Source organism: Actinoplanes sp. NPDC004185 (assembly GCF_053603475.1).
On record NZ_JBSGFR010000050.1, the window covers coordinates 33,207 to 56,166 of the forward strand.

15 protein-coding genes are annotated in these 22,960 nt (G+C 72.3%); 8 read left to right on the forward strand and 7 right to left on the reverse strand.

Going from position 1 to position 22,960, the window contains the following annotated elements; translation table 11 throughout:
* Positions 1 to 78: 78 nt before the first annotated feature.
* The 7 genes from ACWEOZ_RS36360 (at position 79) to ggt (ending at position 13,146) form a co-directional block, all read left to right on the forward strand.
* Entirely contained in the window at positions 79 to 3,135 is a 3,057-nt protein-coding gene (locus tag ACWEOZ_RS36360) for a M14 family zinc carboxypeptidase (RefSeq protein ID WP_451915206.1), read from the forward strand.
* A 103-nt stretch (positions 3,136 to 3,238) separates the two neighbouring features.
* Positions 3,239 to 4,729 (forward strand): alpha/beta hydrolase, encoded by a 1,491-nt coding sequence (locus ACWEOZ_RS36365; RefSeq protein WP_451915207.1) that lies wholly within the window; start codon positions 3,239 to 3,241, stop codon positions 4,727 to 4,729.
* 63 nt (positions 4,730 to 4,792) lie between these two features.
* Positions 4,793 to 6,550, forward strand: coding sequence for an ABC transporter ATP-binding protein (locus ACWEOZ_RS36370; RefSeq protein WP_451915208.1), 1,758 nt, complete (start codon positions 4,793 to 4,795; stop codon positions 6,548 to 6,550).
* Entirely contained in the window at positions 6,547 to 8,475 is a 1,929-nt protein-coding gene (locus ACWEOZ_RS36375; protein ID WP_451915209.1) for an ABC transporter ATP-binding protein, read from the forward strand. The genes ACWEOZ_RS36370 and ACWEOZ_RS36375 overlap by 4 nt, the downstream gene beginning before the upstream one ends.
* Before the next feature lie 26 nt (positions 8,476 to 8,501).
* Positions 8,502 to 9,080: a hypothetical protein gene (locus ACWEOZ_RS36380; RefSeq protein ID WP_451915210.1), complete on the forward strand. Its 579-nt coding sequence runs from the start codon at positions 8,502 to 8,504 to the stop codon at positions 9,078 to 9,080.
* A gap of 105 nt (positions 9,081 to 9,185) precedes the next feature.
* Positions 9,186 to 11,087, forward strand: a complete 1,902-nt coding sequence (locus ACWEOZ_RS36385) for an acyl-CoA dehydrogenase family protein (protein ID WP_451915211.1) — start codon at positions 9,186 to 9,188, stop codon at positions 11,085 to 11,087.
* Positions 11,088 to 11,343: 256 nt separating this feature from the next.
* Complete coding sequence (gene ggt / locus ACWEOZ_RS36390) at positions 11,344 to 13,146, forward strand: gamma-glutamyltransferase (protein WP_451915212.1); 1,803 nt, start codon at positions 11,344 to 11,346, stop codon at positions 13,144 to 13,146.
* A gap of 36 nt (positions 13,147 to 13,182) precedes the next feature.
* Here the strand turns inward: ggt and ACWEOZ_RS36395 are convergent, their stop codons facing one another.
* The 6 genes from ACWEOZ_RS36395 to ACWEOZ_RS36420 form a co-directional block, all read right to left on the reverse strand.
* A complete protein-coding gene (locus ACWEOZ_RS36395) occupies positions 13,183 to 13,845 on the reverse strand; it encodes a hypothetical protein (RefSeq protein WP_451915213.1) in 663 nt (220 codons plus the stop codon).
* A complete protein-coding gene (locus ACWEOZ_RS36400) occupies positions 13,842 to 15,248 on the reverse strand; it encodes a selenium-binding protein SBP56-related protein (RefSeq protein WP_451915214.1) in 1,407 nt (468 codons plus the stop codon). The genes ACWEOZ_RS36395 and ACWEOZ_RS36400 overlap by 4 nt, the downstream gene beginning before the upstream one ends.
* Before the next feature lie 59 nt (positions 15,249 to 15,307).
* Positions 15,308 to 17,665, reverse strand: coding sequence for an ATP-binding protein (locus ACWEOZ_RS36405; protein WP_451915215.1), 2,358 nt, complete (start codon positions 17,663 to 17,665; stop codon positions 15,308 to 15,310).
* Positions 17,666 to 17,943: 278 nt separating this feature from the next.
* A complete protein-coding gene (gene trmB / locus ACWEOZ_RS36410; protein ID WP_451915216.1) occupies positions 17,944 to 18,627 on the reverse strand; it encodes a tRNA (guanosine(46)-N7)-methyltransferase TrmB in 684 nt (227 codons plus the stop codon).
* 117 nt (positions 18,628 to 18,744) lie between these two features.
* Entirely contained in the window at positions 18,745 to 19,719 is a 975-nt protein-coding gene (locus ACWEOZ_RS36415) for a hypothetical protein (protein ID WP_451915217.1), read from the reverse strand.
* A gap of 142 nt (positions 19,720 to 19,861) precedes the next feature.
* Positions 19,862 to 20,467 carry a hypothetical protein gene (locus ACWEOZ_RS36420; RefSeq protein WP_433732182.1) on the reverse strand — a complete coding sequence of 202 codons (606 nt, stop codon included), beginning with the start codon at positions 20,465 to 20,467 and terminating at the stop codon, positions 19,862 to 19,864.
* 175 nt (positions 20,468 to 20,642) lie between these two features.
* Between ACWEOZ_RS36420 and ACWEOZ_RS36425 the strand changes: the two genes are divergently transcribed.
* Entirely contained in the window at positions 20,643 to 21,416 is a 774-nt protein-coding gene (locus ACWEOZ_RS36425; protein ID WP_451915218.1) for an alpha/beta hydrolase, read from the forward strand.
* On the opposite strand, the gene ACWEOZ_RS36430 is transcribed toward ACWEOZ_RS36425, so the two are convergent.
* The gene (locus tag ACWEOZ_RS36430) at positions 21,413 to 22,954 is read right to left on the reverse strand and encodes a GAF domain-containing protein (RefSeq protein ID WP_451915219.1); all 1,542 of its coding nucleotides are present in this window, start codon (positions 22,952 to 22,954) and stop codon (positions 21,413 to 21,415) included. The two genes, ACWEOZ_RS36425 and ACWEOZ_RS36430, sit on opposite strands and share 4 nt — an antisense overlap.
* Between the last annotated feature and the right edge of the window lie 6 nt (positions 22,955 to 22,960).

Consider the following 22,960-nt stretch of genomic DNA (forward strand, 5'->3'; position numbering starts at 1 on the left):
GTATGCACATCCTTGACAGCCTCGGCAGATGGCCGGGAGGGTCCACACACGACCTTCCCATCCATGGAGGCTCACACCATGACCCCAGCCCGCCGGGCTACCGCCTGCGCGTTATCTCTTCTGACAGTGGCCGCCGCGGCCCTGTCCGGGATCGCGCCCGCCGCCGCAGTGCCACGCGAGGACGACCTCGCCGTGTACGTCGGCACCCTGGACGCCGCCCAACTCGAACGCCTCCGCGCGGTCGGCATCGACCACGACGAGAGCGCCGTGACCGCCGCCGCCGACGGCAAGGTCACCGTTCAGCCCATCCTCGGCCGGCGCCAGGCCGAGGCCCTGATCAAGGCCGGTGTGCCGCTCAGCGAGAAGCGGGCCACCCGGGCCATGCGCCAGCAGGCCGCGGCCGCGCCGACCGTCTTCCGGCAGTACAACGCCCCCGGTGGCCTGCGCGAGGAGCTGGCCCAGACCGTGGCCGCCAACCCGCGCATCGCCAAGCTGGTCACGGTGGGCAAGACCGTGCGTGGCGTACCCATCCAGGCCGTGAAGGTGACCCGCGACGCGCGGGTCGTGCCCGACGGTCGCCGGCCTGCGGCGATCTACCTCGGCGCGCAGCACGCGCGCGAGTGGATCACCCCCGAGATGACCCGGCGGCTGATGCACCACGTCATCGACGGCTACGGCACCGACCCCACGCTGACCCGGCTGATCAACACCACCGAGCTGTGGTTCCTGCCGGTCGCCAACCCGGACGGCTACGACTTCACCTTCACCGAGGGACACCGGTTGTGGCGCAAGAACCTGCGCGACAACAACGGCGACGGTGAGATCACCGCGGGCGACGGCGTCGACCTCAACCGCAACTTCGCCGAGAAGTGGGGCTACGACAACGAGGGCTCGTCGCCCGACCCGGCCAGCGAGACCTACCGCGGCCCGCGCCCGAACTCCGAGCCGGAGACCAAGGCGCTCGACGCGCTGTTCCGCCGGGTCGGCTTCGAGTTCCTGGTCAACTACCACTCGGCCGCCGAGCTGCTGCTCTACGGCATCGGCTGGCAGGTCAGCACGCCCAGCCCGGACGACCAGATCCAGATCGCGATGGCCGGTGACGACGCGCACCCGGCCGTGCCCGGCTACGACCCGGACATCTCGGCCGAGCTCTACACCACCAACGGCGACACCGACTTCCACGCCCAGGTCCGCTACGGCTCGCTCGGTTTCACCCCGGAGATGAGCACCTGCGAGACCATCTCCAACCTGTACCCGGACGACCAGTGGAAGGCCGAGGACTGCGAGAGCGGCTTCAACTTCCCGGACGACGAGAAGCTGATCCAGGACGAGTTCCTGAAGAACCTGCCGTTCGCGCTCTCGGTCGCGCAGTCGGCCAAGCAGCCGGACCGCCCCGTGTCGACGGTCGGGCGCAGCACCGCCGACCTGACCGTGGACGCGTTCGACACCTCGTACGGCTCGCGCCAGCAGGTGGCCGTCACGGCCCGGCGCAGCCTGCGCGACGTCACCCTGCACTACCGGGTCAACGGCGGGCGTGAGCGCACCGACCGCACCCGGGAGTGGCGCGGTGGCGAGCGCTACGGCGACGGTGTGGACAAGTACTTCGCCGAACGCCGCGGCACGGTCGCCAAGGCCCGCGCCAAGGACAAGGTGCAGGTCTGGTTCACCGCCCGCAACGGCCGCCGGACGATCAAGTCGGCGAGCTTCACCTACACCGTCGCCGACAAGATCGGCGGGGACGTGCTGGTGCTCGCGGCCGAGGACGTCACCGGCGTCTCACCGGCCAACACCGACGGCGCCACCACCGCCCGCTACGCCGCCGCGCACGTGGCGGCCCTCAAGCGGGCCGGCCGCTCGGCCGACGTCTACGACATCGACGCCCGTGGCCGCAAGGCTCCGCACCCGCTCGGCGTGCTCTCGCACTACAAGGCGGTGCTGTGGGAGACCGGCGACGACGTCATCCCGCGCGCGCCCGGCCAGCCGGCCGGCACGGTGGCCCGCTCGGCCCTGGAGACCGAGCTGGCCGTCCGTGACTACCTGAACGAGGGCGGCAAGCTGCTGCTCAGCGGCAAGTACGCCGGCTTCGCCCAGGGCGCCAACGGTGCGTACGTGTACCAGCCCGAAGGCCCGGCGGAGTGCCTGTCCGCGGACGACGCCACCTGTCTGCCGCTGGGCAACGACTTCGAGCAGTACTGGCTGGGCGCGTACTCGTACGTCAGCGACGGCGGCACCAGCCCGGAGGGGACGCCGTACCCGGTGGTCGGCGCCGAGGGGGCCTTCAAGGGCTTCACCGGTCACCCGGCCGGGGACCACACCGCCGCCTTCCTGTCCACGTCCAGCTTCCTGCCGAAGTCCCAGTTCCCGCAGTTCGCCAGCGCGGCCCCGCTGGACTGGCAGCAGCCCGGCGCGGCGCCGTACGACCCGTACGACGGCGACTGGTACCTGTGGAGCGGGCAGGCCGACGTCTCGTACAAGCGGCTCACCAAGACCGTCGACCTGACGGCCGCGACCGCCGCCCGGCTCAAGTTCCAGACCTCGTTCGACACCGAGGCGGGCTGGGACTTCCTGTTCGTTGAGGCGCACGTGGTGGGCACCGACGACTGGACCACGCTGCCCGACGCGGGCGGGCTGACCACCACCGAGACCGGGGACAGCTGCCAGTCGAACATCGCGACGATCCACCCGTTCATCGCCCACTACCAGGGCGAGGGCTGCACCTCGACCGGCACCACCGGCACCTGGAACGCGGCCACCGGCAACAGCGCCGGCTGGAAGCAGTTCGACGCCGACCTGAGCGCCTACGCGGGCAAGCAGGTCGAGCTCTCGATCTCCTACATGTCGGACTGGGGCACTCAGGGCTTGGGAGTCTTCCTGGACGACGTCCGGGTGGAGGTCGGCGGCGCGGTGGCGCAGCAGACCTCGTTCGAGGCGGACCTCGGTGGCTGGACCGTCGCCGGGCCGCCGCCCGGCTCCGGGGCCAACAGCAACGACTGGGCGCGCAGCCAGCTCGCCTTCGACTCCGGCGCGGGTGTCACCACCAGGGACAGCGTCTACCTGGGCTTCGGCCTGGAAGGGCTGCCCGAGGCGGAGCGCGTGGACCTGGTGCGCCGGGCCCTGCGTCACCTCAAGAGGTAGTCATCTTTCGGAGGTAAACCGCCAGAACCGCAGACCGCGCCGCGCGCTTGCTCTAGACAGGAGGCGCGCGGCGCGCCTGCCGGGCAGGGCGGAGAGACAACCGGTGCGAGCTAAGACACGGCCGATCCTGGCCGCGTTCCTCACTGTCCTGGCCGCGCTGACCTCGGCGGCGACCCCCGCGTACGCGGTACGCGGGCAAGCGCCGAAGTGGCAGCCCTGCGCGGAGGACGAGACCGCCCAGTGCGCCACCCTTGACGTGCCGGTCGACTGGGCGCAGCCGTACGGGGCGTCCGTGGCGATCGCGCTGGCCCGCCGCCCGGCCGCCGACCCGAAGCAGCGGATCGGCACGCTGGTGGTCAACCCCGGCGGCCCCGGCGGTTCGGGCGTCGACTTCACCCTCGACAGCACGTTCTTCAGCCCCGAGCTGCGCCGGCGCTTCGACATCGTGGGCTTCGACCCGCGCGGGATCTCGCGCAGCCATCCGATCGTGTGCACGACGACGGTGCTGACCGCTGCCCCGCCGCCGACGATCGAGAGTGCGAAGGCGTACGACACGTTCGTCGCCTACAACCGCCGGCTCGCCGCCGACTGCGCCCGGCGTACCGGACCGCTCTACGGGCACGTCGACACGCTGAGCGTGGTGCGGGACCTGGAGGCGGTGCGGGCCGCTCTGGGGGAGGAGCAGATCAGCTTCTACGGGGCCTCGTACGGCACCCTGCTCGGCGAGCAGTACGCCGAGCGCTACCCGCGGCGGATCCGCGCGATGGTGCTGGACAGCGTCATGGACCACACCGTCGACACCGACGGTTTCCTGGGTGGTGAGGCGATCACCGCGCAGGACTCGTTCGACGAGTTCGTGGCCTGGTGCGCGCGCAGCACCGAGTGCGCCGTGCACGGCCGGGACGTCCGCAAGCTGTGGGCCGGGCTGCTCGCCTCCGCGCGGCGCGGCACGCTGCGGGACCCGAACGACACGGCCTACAAGCTGACCCTGTACGAGCTGATCGGGGTCGCGTTCAGCTCGATGTACGACCCGCAGTGGCACTCGCTCGGGGTCTTCATCAAGGAGGCGACCGGCGGCGCGGGCACCAAGCTGGCCCGGGCCGCCGCGGTCGACGTCAGCGAGCACAACTTCCACGCCGTGTTCTGCGACGACTGGTCGATGCCCGTGGCCGGGTACGCCGACCTGCGCGCCCGCCTCGACCGGATCGCCGCCAAGTCACCGCAGATGCCGTTCTCGCCGCTCGCGCTCACCTCGCTCTACGGCTGCCTGGGCCGTACCGGTGGCACGGACAACCCGCAGCGGGCGCTGTCCCCGGCCCGGACCGGCCCGGTACTGCTGGTCAACGCGCGGCACGACCCGGCCACCCCGTACGGGTGGGCCCAGCACGTCGCCGCCCAGCTCGGCCCGAAGGCCTCGCTGCTGACCTACGAGGGCTGGGGCCACACCGTCTACGGCCGCAGCGACTGTGTGGGCGGGGCGGTGGACCGCTATCTGCTGACCGTCCGGCCGCCCGCCCCCGGGACCAGGTGCCCGGGGGTGGAACCGAAGGCGGCGGGCGTCGGCGGCATTGCGCCGCGGCGCGGGTATCCTTAGCCTGGCTAAGTATCCCGGAGGAGGCGCCGTGTCCCATCCTTCCGCCCTCGCCCCGGCTCACTGTTGAGCCGCCGCGCGCCCCGCGCGGCCATCGACCCCGACCAGCGCAAATCCTGGCTGCGTCGCGCGTGGCCGCTGGTCCGGGCCCACCGCGCGCTGCTGATCACCTCGCTCGTGCTGTCGTTCGCCGGGCTCGTCGTGCAGGTGCAGATCCCGAACCTGGTCCGGCTCGGCATCGACCGGGCCGTCGTCGAGCGCACCGCGGCCCTGCCCACCTACGTCTGGTGGATCGTCGCCCTGGCCCTGATCCAGGGCCTGATCAACTACGCCGCCCGGCTCTACCTGCTGCGCACCGCGTACGAGCTGGAGTACGACCTGCGCAACATCGTCTACGCCCACCTGGCCCGGATGCCGTTCGGCTTCTTCGACCGGGTCCAGTCCGGCGAGCTGATGTCGCGGTCCGGCTCCGACATCCGCGCCGTGCAGATGTACCTGTCCTTCGGGCCGTCGATCCTGGTGCAGTGCCTGATCGCGGTGGTCGCCTTCGGGCTCATGCTGTCGATCAACGTCCCGCTGGCCGTCGTGGCGATGGCCACCATGCCGGTCATCGGCTTCCTCGGCGTCGGCATGCGCAAGGCGGTCTTCCCGGTGTCCTGGCTCATCCAGGCCCGGCTGGCCCGGCTGGCCACCGTCGTCGACGAGAACATCCAGGGCGTGCGGATCGTCAAGGCGTTCGCCGCCGAGGGACGTCAGCTGCGCACGCTGGCCGAGGCGGCCGACCGGATCCGCTGGGCGTACCTGCAGGACGCCCGGATCCGCAGCCGGTGGAATCCCGTGCTGGACAACCTGCCGCGGCTCGGGCTGGCGCTGGTGCTGCTGGTCGGCGGCATCATGGTGATCGACGGCGGGACCACGGTGGGCACGATCGTGGCCTTCAACTCGTACGTGCTGATGCTCCAGCCGCCGTTCCGGATGCTCGGCATGATGATCATGATGGGTCAGCGGGCCTCGGCCTCGGCCGCGCGGATCTACGAGATCCTGGACACGCCCAGCGACGTGGTGGACCCGGCCGAGCCGGTGGACGTGGCGCTGCGGGGCGACGTGTGCTTCTCCGGCGTGCGGTTCGCGTACCCGAACGGCACGGTGGCCCTCGACGGCCTGGACCTGCGCATCCGGGCCGGGGAGACGGTGGCCGTGGTCGGGGCCACCGGCTCCGGCAAGTCCACCCTGGGCCGGCTGCTGGCCCGGTTCTACGACGTGACCGGCGGCCGGATCACCGTGGACGGGCACGACGTCCGCAGCCTGCGCCTGGCCCGGCTGCGTGACCAGGTCGGCATCGTGCCCGACGAGCCGTTCCTGTTCTCGCTCTCGCTGCACGACAACATCGCGTACGGCCGCCCCGAGGCCGACCGTGAGTCGGTGGTCGCGGCGGCGGTGGCGGCCGGGGCGGACGACTTCATCCGGGAGCTGCCCGAGGGGTACGACACGGTGGTCGGCGAACGCGGCTACACCCTCTCCGGCGGCCAGCGCCAGCGTGTCGCCATCGCGCGGGCCCTGCTGGTGAACCCGCCGGTGCTCGTGCTCGACGACGCCACCAGCGCCATCGACGTCACGGTCGAGCAGCGCATCCACTCCTCGCTGCGCGACCTCATGCGCGGACGGACCACGATCATCGTGGCGCACCGGCTCTCCACGATCGGCCTGGCCGACCGGGTGGTGCTGATGGCGGGCGGCCGGGTGGTCGCCGACGGCACCCACGAGTCGCTGCTGGCGACCGAGCCGCAGTACGCCCGGGTCCTCGCCTCGGCGGTGCCGGCATGAGCATCTTCGGCGGTGGCTTCGGCGGCTTCAGCAGTGGTGGGCGGCCCTCGATGGGGATGGCCGGACGCAAGGGCAACGGGCTGCCGTTCGCCGGCATCCCGGCCGACGTCGCCGAGGGCGTCGCGAAGCTGGAGGCGCGCGAGCCGGAGCACGGCGACCCGCGGGTCCCGTTCGACCCGGTGGCCGACAGCGGTGCCCGGGTCACGCTGTCCCGGCTGGTCGTCGGGCGGCCCGGCCTGCTGGTGGCGGCGCTGCTGGCCATCCTGGTCGAGACCCTGCTGCTGCAGGCCGGGCCGTACCTGGTGCAGGTCGGCATCGACCACGGCATCGCGGCCCGGGACCTGCCGGTCCTGGTCGCGGCCACGGTCGCCTTCGTCGCGGCGGTGCTGGCCACCGGGCTGGCCACCGCGGTCCGGATGCGGCAGAGCGGCCGGCTCGCCGCCTCGGCCACCCGCGACCTGCGGATCCGGATCTTCGCCCACCTGCAGCGCATGTCGCTGGACTACTACACCCGCGAGAAGGCCGGCGTCACCATGACCCGGATGACCTCCGACGTGGAGTCGCTGCAGTCCCTGCTGGCCGACGGCTTCGCCCAGTTCGTCATCCAGGCGCTCACCATGATCGTGGTCACCGGGGTGCTGTTCCACTACCACGCCGGGCTGGCCGTCATCACGCTCATGCTGGTCGTGCCGCCGTTGCTGATCGCCTCGCTGTGGTTCCGCCGGGCGGCCGACCGGGGCTACAACCGCCAGCGGGACGCGATCGCCGCGATGTTCGCCGACCTGTCGGAGAGCCTGAACGGCGTCCGGGTGGTCACCGCGCACAACCGGCAGGACCGCAACATCGTGGCGCACCGGGAGGTGGTCGGCGGCTACCGCGACGCCAACGACTTCACCGGCCGGATCAACGCGATCTACGGCCCCGGCACGTCGGTGATCGGCCTGCTCGGGATGGCGGCGCTGCTGCTGATCGGCGGCCGCATGGTGTTGCGCGGCACCCTGACCATCGGCGAGCTGACCGCCTTCGTGCTCTACCTGAACGCCTTCTTCCAGCCGGTGCAGCAACTGGTCCAGCTCTACACCCAGTACCAGCAGGGCCGGGCGGCGATCGGAAAGATCAACACCCTGCTCGGCGCGCGGCCGTCGGTGGTCCAGCACCCGGATGCGACAGAGCTCCCACCGGTACGCGGGGAGATCGTCTTCGCCGGCGTCACGTTCGGCTACCTCCCGGACCGCCCGGTGCTGGCCGGCGTGGAGCTGGTGATCCACCCGGGCGAGACGGTGGCCTGCGTGGGCCCGACCGGCGCGGGCAAGTCCACGCTGGCCAAGCTGGTCACCCGCCTCTACGACCCGACCGCGGGCAGCATCCGGATCGACGGTCACGACCTGCGCGAGGTCACCCTGGCCTCGCTGCGCCGGCAGATCGGGGTGGTCCCGCAGGAGCCGTTCCTGTTCGCCGGGACGCTGCGCGACAACATCGCCTTCGCCCGTCCGGCCGCCACCGACGCCGAGGTGTGGGCCGCGGTCGACGCAGTCGGCCTGCGGGACCTGGTGGAACGCTCGCCGGAGGGCCTCGCGACCCCGCTGCACGAGCGCGGCCAGTCGGTGTCCTCGGGCGAACGCCAGCTGCTGGCCCTGGCCCGGGCGTTCCTGGCCGAGCCCCGGGTGGTGGTGCTGGACGAGGCAACCTCGAGCCTGGACCTGCGCAGCGAGCTGCGGGTCGAGGCGGCGCTGGACCGCCTGCTGGACGGGCGTACGGCGATCCTGGTGGCGCACCGGCTGTCGACGGCCATGCGGGCGGACCGGATCATCGTGGTGGACGAGCACCGCATCGTGGAGTCCGGCAGCCACGACGAACTGGTGGCCGCTGGTGGCCGCTACGCGACCATGTTCGCGACCTGGGCGGCCCACTCGGCCCCCGCCTGATCCGCCGGGCTCGTAGGGTGGGGACCGTGCAGCAGGCGTTCTGGATCGACGAGCAGTTCGACCGCGAGCATGCGACCGGCGGACGGGGCCGCTATGCCGGCGAGGTGCGCAGCCGCATCGACGAGTTCGCTCCCGCGTGGGGCGACTTCGCGCCGGTCACCTTCGCCGTGGTGGCCTGGCGGCTGGCCACCGGCCTGGAGCCCGGCTACGTCCGCCGGCATCCCCGGATCGTCTCCGCGACGTGCTCGCGCAGCGCCTGGGACGGCAGCCTGATCGCCGACGTCACGCTGGTGTCGCCGTGGCCGGCCCAGCTCACCTGGAGCCGCCAGTGGGACCGGGACCGCGGCTGGCGCGACTGGCCCCAGCTGTTCGGCCAGTACGTCGGCCCGTCCGAGCAGGACCTGACCCGCAGCCCGCACCTTCGCGCCTCGCTGCTGGTGCAGGCCCCGGTCCGGCTCGACGACCTGCCGCCGGCCCCGGACGGCCCGGACGCGGAGGCCGAGCAGAGCGCGCACCGGGCTGTCGCCGTGCTGGTCCGCGAGCTCAACGAGCTGCTGAACCCGATTGTCGACCAGCTCGAGACCGACATCCCGGCCGACTCGTGAGCGCCGGGTGTCGTTGATCGACATCGGTCGAGGGCTACCCCGCGGTAACCCCGCTGGGTAGCGTGGCTGTCACGAGCAGCCGTACCCGGGTCAAGGGGGTAGACCGTGACCGAACCGGCCGACGTCACCGAGAAGCAGGCGCGCAAGGTGGCCGAGGAGGCCCGCCAGTCCGAGTGGCGCAAGCCCAGCTTCGGCAAGGAGCTCTTCCTCGGGCGGTTACGCCTCGACCTCATCGATCCCTGGCCCGCGGCGGAGCCCCGTCCCGACGCGGAGGAGTTCCTGGCCAAGCTGGAGGCGTACCTGGTCGCCGAGGTCGACGGCGCCCGCATCGAGCGCGAGGCCCGGATCCCCGACGAGGTGTTCCACGGCCTGGCCGCGCTCGGCGCGTTCGGTATGAAGATCGACAAGGAGTACGGCGGTCTCGGCCTGTCCAACCTGCACTACTGCCGGGCGCTGACCCTGATCGGCTCGGCCAGCCCGGCCGTCGGCGCGCTGCTGTCGGCCCACCAGTCGATCGGCGTGCCGCAGCCGCTCAAGACCTTCGGCACCCCGGAGCAGAAGAAGGCGTTCCTGCCCCGGCTGGCCGCCGGTGAGGTGTCCGCGTTCCTGCTCACCGAGCCGGACGTCGGCTCCGACCCGGCCCGCCTGGGCACCGTCGCCGAGCCCGTCGAGGGCGGCTACCGGCTCAACGGGGTCAAGCTGTGGGCCACCAACGGCACGGTGGCGACCCTGCTGGTCGTGATGGCCCGCGTGCCCGGCAAGGGCATCACCGCCTTCGTGGTGGAGGGCGACTCGCCCGGCATCACGGTGGAACGGCGCAACGAGTTCCTCGGCCTGCGCGGCCTGGAAAACAGTGTGACCCGCTTCCACGACGTGTTCGTGCCGGGGGAGAACGTCATCGGCGGTCTCGGCAAGGGTCTCAAGATCGCCCTGACCACGCTCAACACCGGCCGGCTGTCGCTGCCGGCGATGTGTGTCGGCGCCTCGAAGTGGTCGCTCGCCGTCGCGCGGGAGTGGTCGGCCGAGCGGGTGCAGTGGGGCCGGCCGGTGTCGCAGCACGAGGCCGTCGCCAAGAAGATGGCCTTCATCGCCGCGACCACGTACGCGATGGAGTCCACCCTGGACCTGTGCTGCATCCTGGCCGACGACGACCGCAACGACATCCGCATCGAAGCCGCGCTGATCAAGCTCTTCGCCAGCGAGACGGCCTGGCAGGTCGCCGACGAGCTGATCCAGATCCGCGGCGGCCGCGGCTACGAGACGGCCGCCTCGCAGGCCGCCCGCGGTGAACGCGCGGCCGAGGCCGAGCAGGTCCTGCGGGACCTGCGGATCAACCGCATCTTCGAGGGCTCCACCGAGATCATGCACCTGCTCATCGCCCGCGAGGCGGTCGACGCCCACCTCACGGTGGCCGGCGACATCATCGACCCGGAGGCCGGGATGGGCCGCAAGGCCCGCGCCGGGGCCCGGGCCGGGGCGTTCTACGCGCGATGGCTGCCGAGCCTGGCGGTCGGCCGGGGCCAGGTCCCGACCGGGTACGCGGAGTTCGGCCCGCTCGCCCGGCACCTGCGCTACGTCGAGCGGACCTCACGCAAGCTCGCCCGGTCGACGTTCTACGGGATGTCCCGCTGGCAGGGCGGGCTGGAGCACAAGCAGGCCTTCCTCGGCCGCATCGTCGACATCGGCGCCGAGCTGTTCGCCATGTCGGCGGTGTGCGTCCGGGCCCGCGCCGAACGGGAGCACCGGGCCGCGGGTCACGAACTGGCCGACCTGTTCTGCCAGCAGGCCCGGCTCCGGGTGGAGGCGCTGTTCGCCGCGCTCTGGGAGAACACCGACTCCCTGGACGTCGAGGCCACCCGGCGGGTGCTGGGCGGCCGCTATGCCTTCCTGGAGCAGGGCATCATCCCGCGGTCCACCGAGGGCGCCTGGGTGTCGGCCTGGCAGCCGGGCCCGGCCACGGTCGAGGACGTCCGCCGCCGGATCCCGCCGTTCACGGCCGCAGACTGACAGCGCCTGGCCGGTTCCCGGCCGGGTAGGTGAGCACGGACCTGGCAGGGTGCGGAGATCCGATCGGGAGCGCCAGCGACCGGATCTCCGTGCCCGGTCTCGGCGGGAGCGACGGTCAGCACCATGCAACCAGGCACGACATGATCCTGCTCTTGATCTCGATGACGGTGGGTGACGAGCGTGTCCCGGGTTGTGCACATGTCGCAGGAGCGGTAGGCAGGAGTCTGTCCACTCTGTTTTCACCGCTCCCGGAGGCATGATGCGGTTCTCGACCGCGCTGGCCCTGACGGCCACGCTCACCGCGACCACCGTCGCCCTCGTGCCCGCAGCGGCCTCCGCTCACGGCGGTGCGCCACCGCTGAGCCCCACCGCCACCGGCTACGGCGGCGCAGTCTCCACCGTCGACCCCACCGCGACCGCCGTCGGCCTCGACGTGCTGCGCCGCGGCGGTAACGCCGTCGACGCGGCCGTGGCCGCCGCCGCGACCCTCGGGGTCACCGAGCCGTTCTCCGCCGGTATCGGCGGTGGCGGCTTCTTCGTCTATTACGACGCGAAACACCGCAAGGTGCACACCATCGACGGCCGGGAGTCCGGGCCGGCCACGATGACCGAGGACATCTTCGTCGACCCGGCCGACGGCCTGCCCTACGACTTCGCCGAGGCCCGGGTCAGCGGCCTCTCCGTCGGCACCCCGGGCACCCTGGCCACCTGGGAGGCCGCGACCGGCAAGTGGGGCACCCGCTCCCTGGGCAGCCTGTTGCAGCCCGCCGCCGAGGTCGCCGACCGCGGCTTCCCCGTCGACGCCACCTTCCGGCAGCAGATCGCCGACAACGCGGCGCCCTTCGCCCAGTTCGGCTCCACCCGCGAGCTGTACCTGCCCGGCGGCGCCCCGCCCGCGGTCGGTTCCCTGCAGCGCAACCCCGACCTGGCCGACACCTACCGGCTCATCGCCAGGCGGGGCACCGGCGTCTTCTACCGCGGTCCCGTCGGGGCCGACATCGTGCGCACCGTGCAGCACCCGCCGGTCGCCGACGATCCCGCCGCACCGTGGGCGTACCCGATCCGCCCCGGCGACCTGCGGCTGTCCGACCTGGCCGACTACCGTCTGCGGTTCCCGGCGCCGACGAAGTCCGGCTACCGGGGCCTGACCGTCTACGGCATGTCGACCCCGTCCAGCGGTGGCACGGCGGTCGGCGAGGCGCTGAACATCCTGGAGCGGACCGACCTCTCCGAGGTCCCCATGACCCAGGCCCTGCACCAGTACCTCGAGGCCTCCGCCCTGTCCTTCGCGGACCGTAACCGCTACGTGGGCGCCTACACGCCGCAGCCCGTGCTGGACCGGCTGATCAGTGACCGGTGGGCGCGGCAGCGGGCTTGCCAGATCGACCCCGCGCAGGCCCTGCCCAAGCCGGTGCCGCCGGGCGACCTCACCGCCTCGGGCTGCATGCCGGCGCGCGCCGGCGGCAAGGTCGAGGACGGGCAGAGCACGACCAACCTCACCGTCGCCGACCGCTGGGGCAACGTCGTGGAATACACCCTGACGATCGAGCAGACCGGCGGCAACGCCATGGTCGTGCCGGGCCGCGGCTTCCTGCTCAACAACGAGCTGACCGACTTCAACTTCACCGGTACGCAGGGCAGCGCGCCCGACCCCAACCTGCCCGGCCCGAACAAGCGTCCCCGCAGCTCCATGTCGCCGACCATCGTGCTCAAGGACGGCCGGCCGTTCCTGGCCGTCGGCTCGCCCGGCGGCGCCACCATCATCACCACCGTGCTGCAGGTGCTGGTCAACCGGATCGACCTGGGCATGACCCTGCCGGAGGCGATGGCCGCGCCGCGGGCGTCGCAGCGCAACACCGCCGCCGTCCAGGCCGAGCCGGCGTTCATCGCGCAGTACGGCGACGCCCTGGGCGAGGTCGGGCACGCGTTCCAGCCGCCCGTGGCGGAGCTGGGCGCGGCCACCGCGATCGAGTTCGGCCGCGGCGGCAAGCTGATCGCCAGTGCCGAGCCGGTCCGGCGTGGCGGCGGCGCCGCGGGCGTGGTGCATCCCCGGCGCTGACCTGATGGCCTGTCCCGCCGCGCGGCGGGACAGGCCTCACGCCGTCAGGGCGATCGTCAGCGCGCCGGCCGCGACCATCACCGCGGCCCACAGCTTGTCCACGTTGAACCAGGCCCGGCGCAGCACGCTCAGGCCGACGAACTCGTAGACCAGCACGGCGCAGGTCGCCAGCACCGCGAACATAGCCACCGTGTGCACGCCCGCCGCCAGCAGCCCGTCGAGGGCCGCGGCGGGCGTGCCGGCCAGACCGGCCGGGGCCGCCGCGGCGAGATGCCCGGCATGCCCGCCCTGCTGCGCCGTCGTCGTCGTGGCCAGCACCGGCAGCAGCATCAGCCCGGCGCCGTGCGCCGAGGACATCAGGAACGACCAGCCGGCCAGCTGCGCCGCGGACAGCCGCATCCCGGCCCACCGGAAGTGCCGGGCCGAGAGCAGCCGCCACAGGCCGAAGCCGACCAGCACGACCCCGCCGACGATGGCCACCACGTTGCCGGCCACCACCGACTCGGTCGCCGACACCACCGCCGCCACGATCGCCACCGAGGCCAGGTGCCCGGCGGCGATCGGGGGCACCGACCACAGCAGCACGGCCCGGCTGCGTTCCTGCATGCCCCGGGCCACCGCGAAGAGCCAGCCCATGGCCGGGTTCAGCCCGTGGAAGGCGCCCAACGCGGCCAGCACCGCGAGCTGGCCACCGGTCACGGGAAGCAGTACGAGTCGGACGAGGCGTCGCCACCCTGCAGCCGTACCTGATGCACCCGCCGGCCGCGGAACTCGTCCCCGTGCGGGAAGAAGTTCGGGTCCAGGGTCATGCCGCCGCGTTCGGTGTCCACGTCGATCTTGGCCAGCCAGGCGCCCACGCCGTCCGGGTAGAACTGGTCGTCCCAGGAGCCGTACAGCGAGTTCGTGACGTAGACCCGGCGGCCGTCGCGGGAGACCTCGACCATCTGCGGGCCGCCGGCCAGGCGCTCGTCCGGGAACGACGGGTGGGCCACCCGGCCGACGACGCCGCCGAGCCGGACCGAGCCGGTCTGCACCGGGTGGAACGGGTCGCTGACGTCGAACTGCTTCAGCTCGCCGGTGCCCCAGCAGGAGACGTAGAGGAAGCGGTCGTCCACCGACAGGTCGATGTCGGTGATCAGCGGCGGGACCGCGCCGAACGGCTGCAGCGCCGGTGGCAGGGCGTCGGCGTCGGCGGGCTCGGCGGCCACGTCGATGACCTTCGTGACCGCGAACTGCCCGTCGTCCCCGCGATGCCACACCCACACCGAGGCGGACAGGTCCTCGACGCTGGTGACGACGCCGAGGAAGCCGTACTCCTTGCGCGGGTCGTGAGCGGGGCGCAGCTCCAGCGTCATCTGGTACTGGTCGCCGAGGTCGACCGTCTGCACCAGGGAACGCTTGGCCAGGTCCCAGAAGTGCAGGCGGTGGCCGTACTTGCGGCCCAGCAGCAGCTCCGGGACCAGACCGTCCTCGATCATGGACGGCGTGCCCCACTCGGAGGAGACCAGCACGTCGCGGGTCAGGTGCCACCAGAAGTCGTACGCCAGGTACTGGTCGCCGCGGTCGCTCTCCCACGCGCCGCGTACCTCGAAGGTCGTGTGGTCCAGCACCGCGATGCCGCCCGGTCCCTCGGACGAGCCGCCGCCCAGCGCGGAGACGTAGATGCCGTCCGGGCCGCAGTGGATGGTGTGCGGCCGGGAGTAGCCGGCCTTGCCGGCCAGCTCCTCGGCCGGGATCTCCTTGACCAGGACGGGGTTGCGCGGGTCGTCCTTGGTGTCCAGCACGTAGATCCGCGACGAGCGCAGCCCGGGCACGATCAGGTAGCGCCGCTCGACGTGCGGGTGCGGCGCGGTGGGGCACAGGGCGCTGCTGCACGCGTTCCACCCGAAGTGGTGCAGCTCGTCGCCGGTGTGCGGCAACTCGGTCCAGCCGACCACCGAGCCGTACGTGGCGGAGGCCGGGTCGGTGTCCACGACGGCGATGGCGTCCGGCTGCCCGGCCGACCGGTCGAACGCGGCGATGTACGCCAGCTGCTCGGCCGGCGCACCGGCGGCGTCACGCGGGGAGGGATAGAACGTCGGGTCTGGTGTCCACCTCGTCATGACCGTCATCCTCACCCGGCGGCAGCCCGGTGAACAGGGTCACAATTGTCAACGAGTTGTCAACGAGCGTCCAGCGGCAGCCGGACGCACACGGTCGTGCCCGGTCCTTCGTGCTCGCTCAGCTCGATGGTGCCGTGGTGGCGCTGCACGACCGCGCGGCTCAGCGTCAGCCCCAGCCCGGTGCCGGGAATCGCCCGGTCGCGGGCCCGGCTCGTGCGGTACAGGCCGGTGAACATCTTCTCGCGTTCCTCCTGCGAGACGCCGATCCCGGTGTCCGAGATCGACAGTTCGGCGGCCCGGCCGGTGGTCCGCAACCGCACCGCGATCCGCCCGCCGTCGGGGCTGTACTTCACGGCGTTGCCGAGCAGGTTGTCGACGACCTGGCGCAGCCGGTGCCGGTCACCGGGCAGCACCAGCTCGTCGGGCAGCTCGTCGACGATCGACACCGGCTCGTCGGTGATGGCGTCCCGGGCGGCCCGCACCGATTCCCGGACGAGCTCGGCCAGGTTGATCGGGCTGAGCTGCACCGCGGCGTGCCCGGTGTCGAGCGCGGAGAGCTCCAGCAGCTCGTTGATGATGTGCCGCAGCTGGGTGGCGTTGCGGTCGATGACCTCCAGCAGCCGCGGCCCCTCGGCCACGAGCGTCTCGGCGTCGGCGTCCCGCAGCAGCTCGGTGTAGGCGGCGATCGAGGTCAGCGGCGTCCGCAGCTCGTGACCGATCAGCGCGAGATATTCGTTCTTGGTCCGGATGAGCTGCCGCTGCAGGTCCTCGACCAGCCGCTTCTCGATGAACTGGGCGATCTGCGCGGAGATCCCGGACATGAGCGCGACCAGCTCGTCCTCGGGATCCTCGATGGTGTCGGCGAACGCGGTCAGCACACCCAGCGGCTCGAGCCCGTTGCGCACCGGGATGGCCAGCGCGGTGTGCAACCGCGAGCTCTCGGCCGTCTCGGCCGAGATCAGGCTCTGCGGCCGGCCGACGTCGCGGATCCACAGCGGCTTGCCGGCCTGCCAGGCCCGGCCGGGCAGGCCGGTGCCGTACGGCAGCTCGGCCGGCACCTCGATGTCGGACTGCCAGCTCGGCGAGTTCCAGCTGGCGGCCGACCGCACCACGCCCGCGGCCTCGTCGACCAGCCACAACTCGGCATGGGTCCAGCCCAGCGTGCCGACCACGGCCTCCAGCACCCGGGGCCCGGCCGCCTCGATCGTCGGCGCGGCGGCGAGGGCGGTGACAACGGCAAGCTCACAGGTACGGAACCGTTCGGCCCGCCGCTGCCGGGTGACGTCCTGAACGGCCTGCACAGCGCCGACAGTCTGCCCGTCCGGCCCGAGGATCGGCTGTGCGTCGATCAAGTAGTAGCGGGTACGCCGCCCTCGGCCCTGCAGCACCATCTCCTCGTTGCGGAGCCGCTCGCCGCGAAGCGCCCGGAACAGAGCGACGTCGCCGGGAGCGATGGGCCGCCCGTCTCCGTCACTCAGCCCGGCGACGGCGGCGTCGGAGAGATCGGCGGGCATCGGCGCGCCACCCCAGAGCCGCTGCATCCGGGCATTGACCAGCACGATTCGGCCCTCGGCGTCGCACGCGGTGACCCCGTCGTGCAGGTTGTCCAGCACGGCGTCGAGGAACCGCCGCTGCCGATCGACCTCCTGGCGCCCCTGCTGCTCGGTGATGAGCAAGGTCCCGAGCCGCGCGGCATCACCGACGGCGGCGACATCAGTGGCGGACCACTCATGCGGCTGGGTGTCGAGAGCGCAACAGATCCCGAGCACGGCGCCGGAAGCATCCCGGATCGGCTGCCCGAGGTAGGCGCCGCTGAGCCCCAGCCGCCGGATCGGGGAGCGGGCCGGAATCCGCGGATCGGCGGCGAAGTCGGTGATCACCAGAGGCCGGCCGTCAGCGACGATCAACCCGGCGAGACTGTCCCGCAGCGGGGTGCCGCCGAAGTCCTCCCAGCGCATCCGCAGGCCGTAGCTGCCGTAGATCCGCAACGCCTCACCGTCGACGAAGTGCACAAGCCCGCCGGGCGCATGCGCGGCGCGGGCGATGAGGGCGGCGAGCTGCTCACCGGCGGCGCTGTTGATGGTGTCGTCGTGAGCGGAGAAGATGTCCGGCCACGACCGCGGGCCACCGTCGCCCGGGGGCGCGTCCCGGTGCCCGGCCCGGTGCATGCCGTTGAGCGGGACGGCGGTCGCGGTGGCTGCCTGCGGGGTCGGCGGGTGCGCGGCGGGCATGTGCGCGGTTGTCGGCCGCGGGGTCGTGGCTTGGGCGGTCGTGACCTGCGCGCTTGCCGGCTGCCCGTTCGAGGGCTGCCCGTTGGTGGGCTGCGCGGTCGTGGGCTGCGCGGTCGTGGGCTGTGCCGCTGACGGATGCGGGTCTGAGGCGTTGGGGGCGGCCACCCGGGCGGTGGCGGGCTCCACTGGCTCGGATTGTTCGGTAGGTCCGGGGCCGAAGCCGGTGGGCGCCGGGGTGTTCGCGGCCGGCGGGGTACCGGGTCGCGTGGGCCCGTCCGGTTCGGTGCTGGCCGGCGTGGTCGCCGCCGCAGCCGTTCCGGCAGGCCGGGCGCTCGGCGCCACCGGTGCGGCGGGACGCTCGAGGCCAAGATCACTTCGCGGCATGCTTGGACCTCCGCATCTCAGGCTACGGTCCAAGCATCCATAAAACCGGCAAACCACCGGAAATGTCGAGTCGAGCGGTGTCAGATCCGGCGGTGGACGAGGTCGAAGATCTCGCGTCCGGAGCTGACCCCGCGCCGTTCGAACTTCGTCTCGGGGCGGTGTGCCGGCCGCGGTGCGAACCCGTCGTGGGCATTGGCCAGGCCCGGATCGGCGTCCAGGGTCTCGGCCATCGCCTCCGCGTAGTGGGCCCAGTCGGTCGCGCAGTGCAGCGTGCCGCCCGGCCGGAGCCGTTCTCGTAACAGGGCGACGTTCGCCGGCTGGATGAGGCGGCGTTTGTGGTGCCGGGCCTTGGGCCACGGGTCGGGGAAGAAGGCGTGCACCGCGTCCAGGCTGCCCGCCGGCAGCCGGCGAACCAGCTCCATCGCGTCGCCGTGCGCGACCCGCACGTTGGTGAGGCCGCGTTCGCCGATCAGCGCGAGCAGGTTGCCGATGCCGGGCGTGTGCACCTCCACCGCCAGGTAGTCCCGGCCCGGGTCGGCGGCCGCCATCGCCGCCGTCGTGTCGCCCATGCCGAAACCGATCTCCAGCACCTTCGGCGCGTCCCGGCCGAACAACTCCACGAGGTCGAGGGGAGTGCGGTCACCGTCGACGACCGTGAGCCCGAACGCCGGCCAGATGTCGGTCATGGCGTCGGCGTGCCGGCTGCCCATCCGGCCACGCCGGGGATGGAACGTCCGGATCGGGCGCTCTGTCGTCTCACTCATCAGGCCGTCCACGATACGCAGCGCCGGCCGCCGGTCATCCGGCGGCGTGAGCAGGCCGAGACGCCGGGGAACGACAGAACGGCCGGCACCGGGCCGGCCGTCGTCGCTACCTCGGGATCACCTCACCGGCTGGACACTCGGCTGGGAGCCCTGGTGGAACGGCGTCCGCGCCCCCGTGGCCAGGTTGACCACCATGACCCACGATCCGTTGCGGTACGTGCCCGTGGCCACTCCGCGGGTCGCGTCCACGTACGCCAGCTCGCGGTCCTGGCTGGCCCCCACCGTGCGCTTCGCCCCGGTCGCCGTGTCGTATTCCACCACGTGCAGCGGCTGGTTCTCCGCGGCCGTCTCGCCCTGCTGGTACGCCGTCCAGGCCAGCTTCGCCCCGTCGGCGCGCCAGCTCGGGATCACCGCGAAGCCCGAGGTCTGCAGGCTGCCGCCGCCGTACGCCGCGACGGTCTTCTCGCCGCCGGTCGCCACCGTGCCCACCGTCAGGCAGGCGTCGTACGTCGATTCGCAGTCGCCGCCGCGGAAGGCGACCCGGGTGCCGTCGGGGGACCAGGCCACCGCGTCGTCGGTGCGGAGCCGGTCGTTCAGCGCGCTCGGCGTCGCGGCCTTCGCGGTGGGGGCGGGCTCGGCCGGCAACGGCTCGTCGCGGCAGTACGCCGGAAAGACCACCGTGGGCGTGGCCCCGGCCGTGGTCGCCGAGATGCGGTAGACGCCCGGGCCGCCGGAGCAGGACAGCGAGGCGAACGCGATGCTGGCGCTGTCCGGCGACCAGGACGGGCCGGACGCCGCGCGGGTGGTCAGCCGGCGCCGGCCGGTGCCGTCGGCCTTCATGGTCCACAGCTGGCCGGCCTTGAGCAGGGCGATCGAGCGCCCGTCGGGGGAGAAGCGCGGACGCGACCAGCCGCCGCCGGTGGTCAGCTTCGTCTCCGTCGCGCCCTTGCTCACCCACACGTCGCCGGTGCGGACGTAGGCGACCAAGCTGGGCATGGCCGGGGTGGCCGCGGCGGCGGGCGCGGTCTGGAAGAGCGCCCCCGCCGCGGCGGCGAGCACCGTCAGCGCGATGGTGCCTGCTGTTCGCGTCATAACCCGCATGTCCGAACGCCCCCCGACGTGTCGCCGTTCACCTACACCGGAGACATCGTCGCAACCGGGCTGCTCCTAAGAAGTTCCCGCGCCGAAACCCGGAGAAATACGGACCGTTCGGGCGGGCCGGGCGGCCGATCGGTCAGGCGGCGGTCGCGGCCCACATGGCGGTGAACGCGGCCGCCTCCCCGGCCAGCCAGCTCTCCACGTCGCCCGGGCGGGCTCCGGGGTCGATCCGGTGGGTGGTGCCGCGGCGCAGGTCGACCAGCACCGGCTCGGCGTTGGGCAGGATCTGGTCCATGTGGCGGGCCATCAGGTGCAGGGTCGCGGTGACGGCCTCCGGGGTGGGCGGCTGCTCGTCGAAGTGCAGCCGGACAGCCTCCCGCCGGCCGTCCTCGTACCGCAGGCCGAAGTGGGGGTTGATCTTGACGGCCAGCGGGCCGACGGAGGCGAGCGCGTCGCGGGTCTGTGCGAGGCCCACTCCCTCCGGGTCGCCGAGGGAGTGCAGGTAGGTCGTCGCCCCGGCGCTGACCGCCTCGTAGAGCGGCTTCCACCGCGGCTTGACGAGGTCGACGACCCCGTTGAGGTAGCTGCCGCCGGTGCGGAACGCGATGTCGGCCTTGAGGGCCTTGACGAGCTGGCCGTGCGGGTTGAAGCCCGTGCGCCGCTCGCGCTGGCGGCGCAGTCCGCCGACGAAGGTGGCCTTCGCCGGTCCGGTGCGGGCGACGTAGCGGGTGAAACCGAGCATCGTTGCGTAGGGCGGGATCAAGGTGGTGGAACTGGTCGAAACGGGCGTCGTCAAGGTGATCTCCCCGCAGCTCAGCGCTTGTTTTAGTACACACATACTAATCGACGGGTACGACATTCCCCAAGCGCTGCCGTGACGGTGCGGGTGCGTTCTGTAATCACGACATACTGGAGCGATGGCCCTGCTCCGTGTTGACTTCTCGTCCGAGACTCTCGCGCTCGGCACCTCGATGACCGTCGTGCTGCCCGAGCGGGCGAGCACCCAGATCGGCATCACCGGTCACGACACCGCTGCGCCGCCGCCGGTGCTCTATCTGCTGCACGGACTGACCGACGACGACACCGCCTGGACCCGCTACACCTCGATCGAGCGGTACGCCGCCGCCCGCGGTCTCGCCGTGGTCATGCCCCAGGTGCACCGCAGCTTCTACGCCGACGAGACGCACGGGTCCCGCTTCTTCACGTTCCTGTCCGAGGAGCTGCCGGCGGTGGTGTCGTCGTTCTTCCGGGTCTCGACCCGCCGCGAGGACACCTTCGTGGCCGGTCTGTCGATGGGTGGCTACGGCGCGCTGAAGTGGGCCCTGCGCGAGCCGCAGCGCTTCGCCGCCGCGGCCAGCCTCTCCGGCGCGCTCGACGTGGCGGGCATGCAGGAGCACGACGACCGCCCGCACATCGTGGAGCTGCTCGCCCGGGTCTTCGACCGCCCGCTCGCCGGCACCGACGACGATCTGCTGCACCTGGTGGCCACCGCTGACCGCCGCGAGCTGCCCCGGCTCATGCTGCGGTGCGGCACCGAGGACCACCTGCGCGCCGGCAACGAGCGCTTCGTGGCGGCCTGCCGCGAACGCGGCGTCGACCTCGACGCCGCGTTCGGGCCGGGCGCTCACGAATGGGGCTACTGGGACGCCGAGATCCGGACCGTCCTCGACTGGCTCCCGCTGAAGAACTAGGGCTGCAGAGCGCCGGCCATCCGGGCCTGCTCCGCGAGGACCTCGTTCATCCGGGCCTGGACCGCGTCCATCTGCCCGATCGTGTCGCTGGTGGTCAGGATGCCGGCGGAGACCGTACGGGCGCTGTTCTGGATCCCGGTGATCTGCTCGGCGACCCGCTGGGTGGCCTCGGCGGTCTCCCGGGCCAGGTCCTTCACCTCGCCCGCGACCACCGCGAAGCCGCGGCCGACCTCACCGGCCCGGGCCGCCTCGATCGTCGCGTTGAGGGCGAGCAGGTTGGTCTGGTCGGCGATCGACGAAATGATCTTGATGACGTCCCCGATGGCCGTGGACGCGTTGCCGAGCGCCTCGACCTCGTGCGTCATGTCCGAGGCGCGGTTGACCGCGTCCTGGGCCACCCGGGTCGCGTCGTCGCTGGCCGCGCGCAACCGCGACACCGTGTCCAGCAGCGCCCGCGCGTTCTCCTGGGCCGCCTCCGCCGCCCGGACGACGTCGAGCCGTTGCGACACCAGCTGGGCCACGTTGCGCAGCGCGGAGGCCCGCGACTCCGACAGATCGATGAACTCGGCGGTGAAGAAGTCCATCGTGCCGATGATCCGGCCGTGGCTCACGATCGGGAAGCAGATGCCCGAGCGCACCCCGGCGCGTTGCGCGGCCGGAGCCCGGACACAGTCGGTCAGCTCGCCGATGTCGCGGACGAAGACGAGGTCCTTGGCCCGCCAGGCCCGGCCGGACAGCCCGACGCCCTCGGCGAAGGTGGCGGCCAGGGTCACCTTGCGGAACTCGTCGCCGGCCGACCCGGACTCGACCTGGAAGCGCAGCACGTGCTGTTCCTCGTCGACCTGCCAGTACGACCCGTAGGCCCAGCCGAACGACGTGCGCACCGAGTCCAGCGCGATCCGCAGGGCCGAGGACGAGTCGGTCGCATCGCCGAGGGCGGTGACCACCTTGGTCACCGCCAGCCGGTCGTCGGCGACCTGGCGCAGCTCGGCGGCGGCGACCGCGGTGAACCGGGCCTGCTCGGCGATCCGGGCGATCGACGCCCACTTCTCGCTGCGCGGTCCGTCGATGTAGAGCGGCTCGGCCGAGTAGTACTCCAGCACCGCGACCTGCTGGTTGCGGTGCATGACGGGGATCACCACCGCGGCGGCCATGCCGGCCCGGCTCGCCGCCTGGCAGCGCAGGCAGTCGGCGCAGTCGGCCATCGAACCCAGGTACACGAACTGCTTCGTGCGCCAGGCCCGGCCGACCAGGCCGGCCTCGGCCGGCATCGGCCCCGAGGGCACTGCGGCCTGCAGCTCGCGGACGATCGGGCCGGTCTCGTACTCGATCCGGACGTTTCCCTTGCCGTCGGGCAGCCAGACCGCACCGTAACTGAAGTTGTGCGACTGGACCGTGCTGTCCACGGTGATCCGCCACGTCGACGCCAGATCCTGCGCCCGCTCGAGATCGGTGATCAGCTTCTCGAGGCTCTCGACGTCACGAGGGATCGGGCGCAGAGCTGCCCGGTCCGACCGCTGCGACCGAAATGGTGCCACCTGTGT

What these genes read in the sequence shown, in the direction of transcription:
- ACWEOZ_RS36360 (WP_451915206.1), top strand. Translation starts at nt 79, where the DNA reads ATGACCCCAGCCCGCCGGGCTACCGCCTGCGCGTTATCTCTTCTGACA.
- ACWEOZ_RS36375 (WP_451915209.1), top strand. Translation starts at nt 6,547, where the DNA reads ATGAGCATCTTCGGCGGTGGCTTCGGCGGCTTCAGCAGTGGTGGGCGG.
- ggt (WP_451915212.1), top strand. Translation starts at nt 11,344, where the DNA reads ATGATGCGGTTCTCGACCGCGCTGGCCCTGACGGCCACGCTCACCGCG.
- ACWEOZ_RS36400 (WP_451915214.1), bottom strand. Translation starts at nt 15,248, where the DNA reads ATGACGAGGTGGACACCAGACCCGACGTTCTATCCCTCCCCGCGTGAC.
- trmB (WP_451915216.1), bottom strand. Translation starts at nt 18,627, where the DNA reads ATGAGTGAGACGACAGAGCGCCCGATCCGGACGTTCCATCCCCGGCGT.
- ACWEOZ_RS36415 (WP_451915217.1), bottom strand. Translation starts at nt 19,719, where the DNA reads ATGACGCGAACAGCAGGCACCATCGCGCTGACGGTGCTCGCCGCCGCG.
- ACWEOZ_RS36420 (WP_433732182.1), bottom strand. Translation starts at nt 20,467, where the DNA reads ATGCTCGGTTTCACCCGCTACGTCGCCCGCACCGGACCGGCGAAGGCC.
- ACWEOZ_RS36425 (WP_451915218.1), top strand. Translation starts at nt 20,643, where the DNA reads ATGGCCCTGCTCCGTGTTGACTTCTCGTCCGAGACTCTCGCGCTCGGC.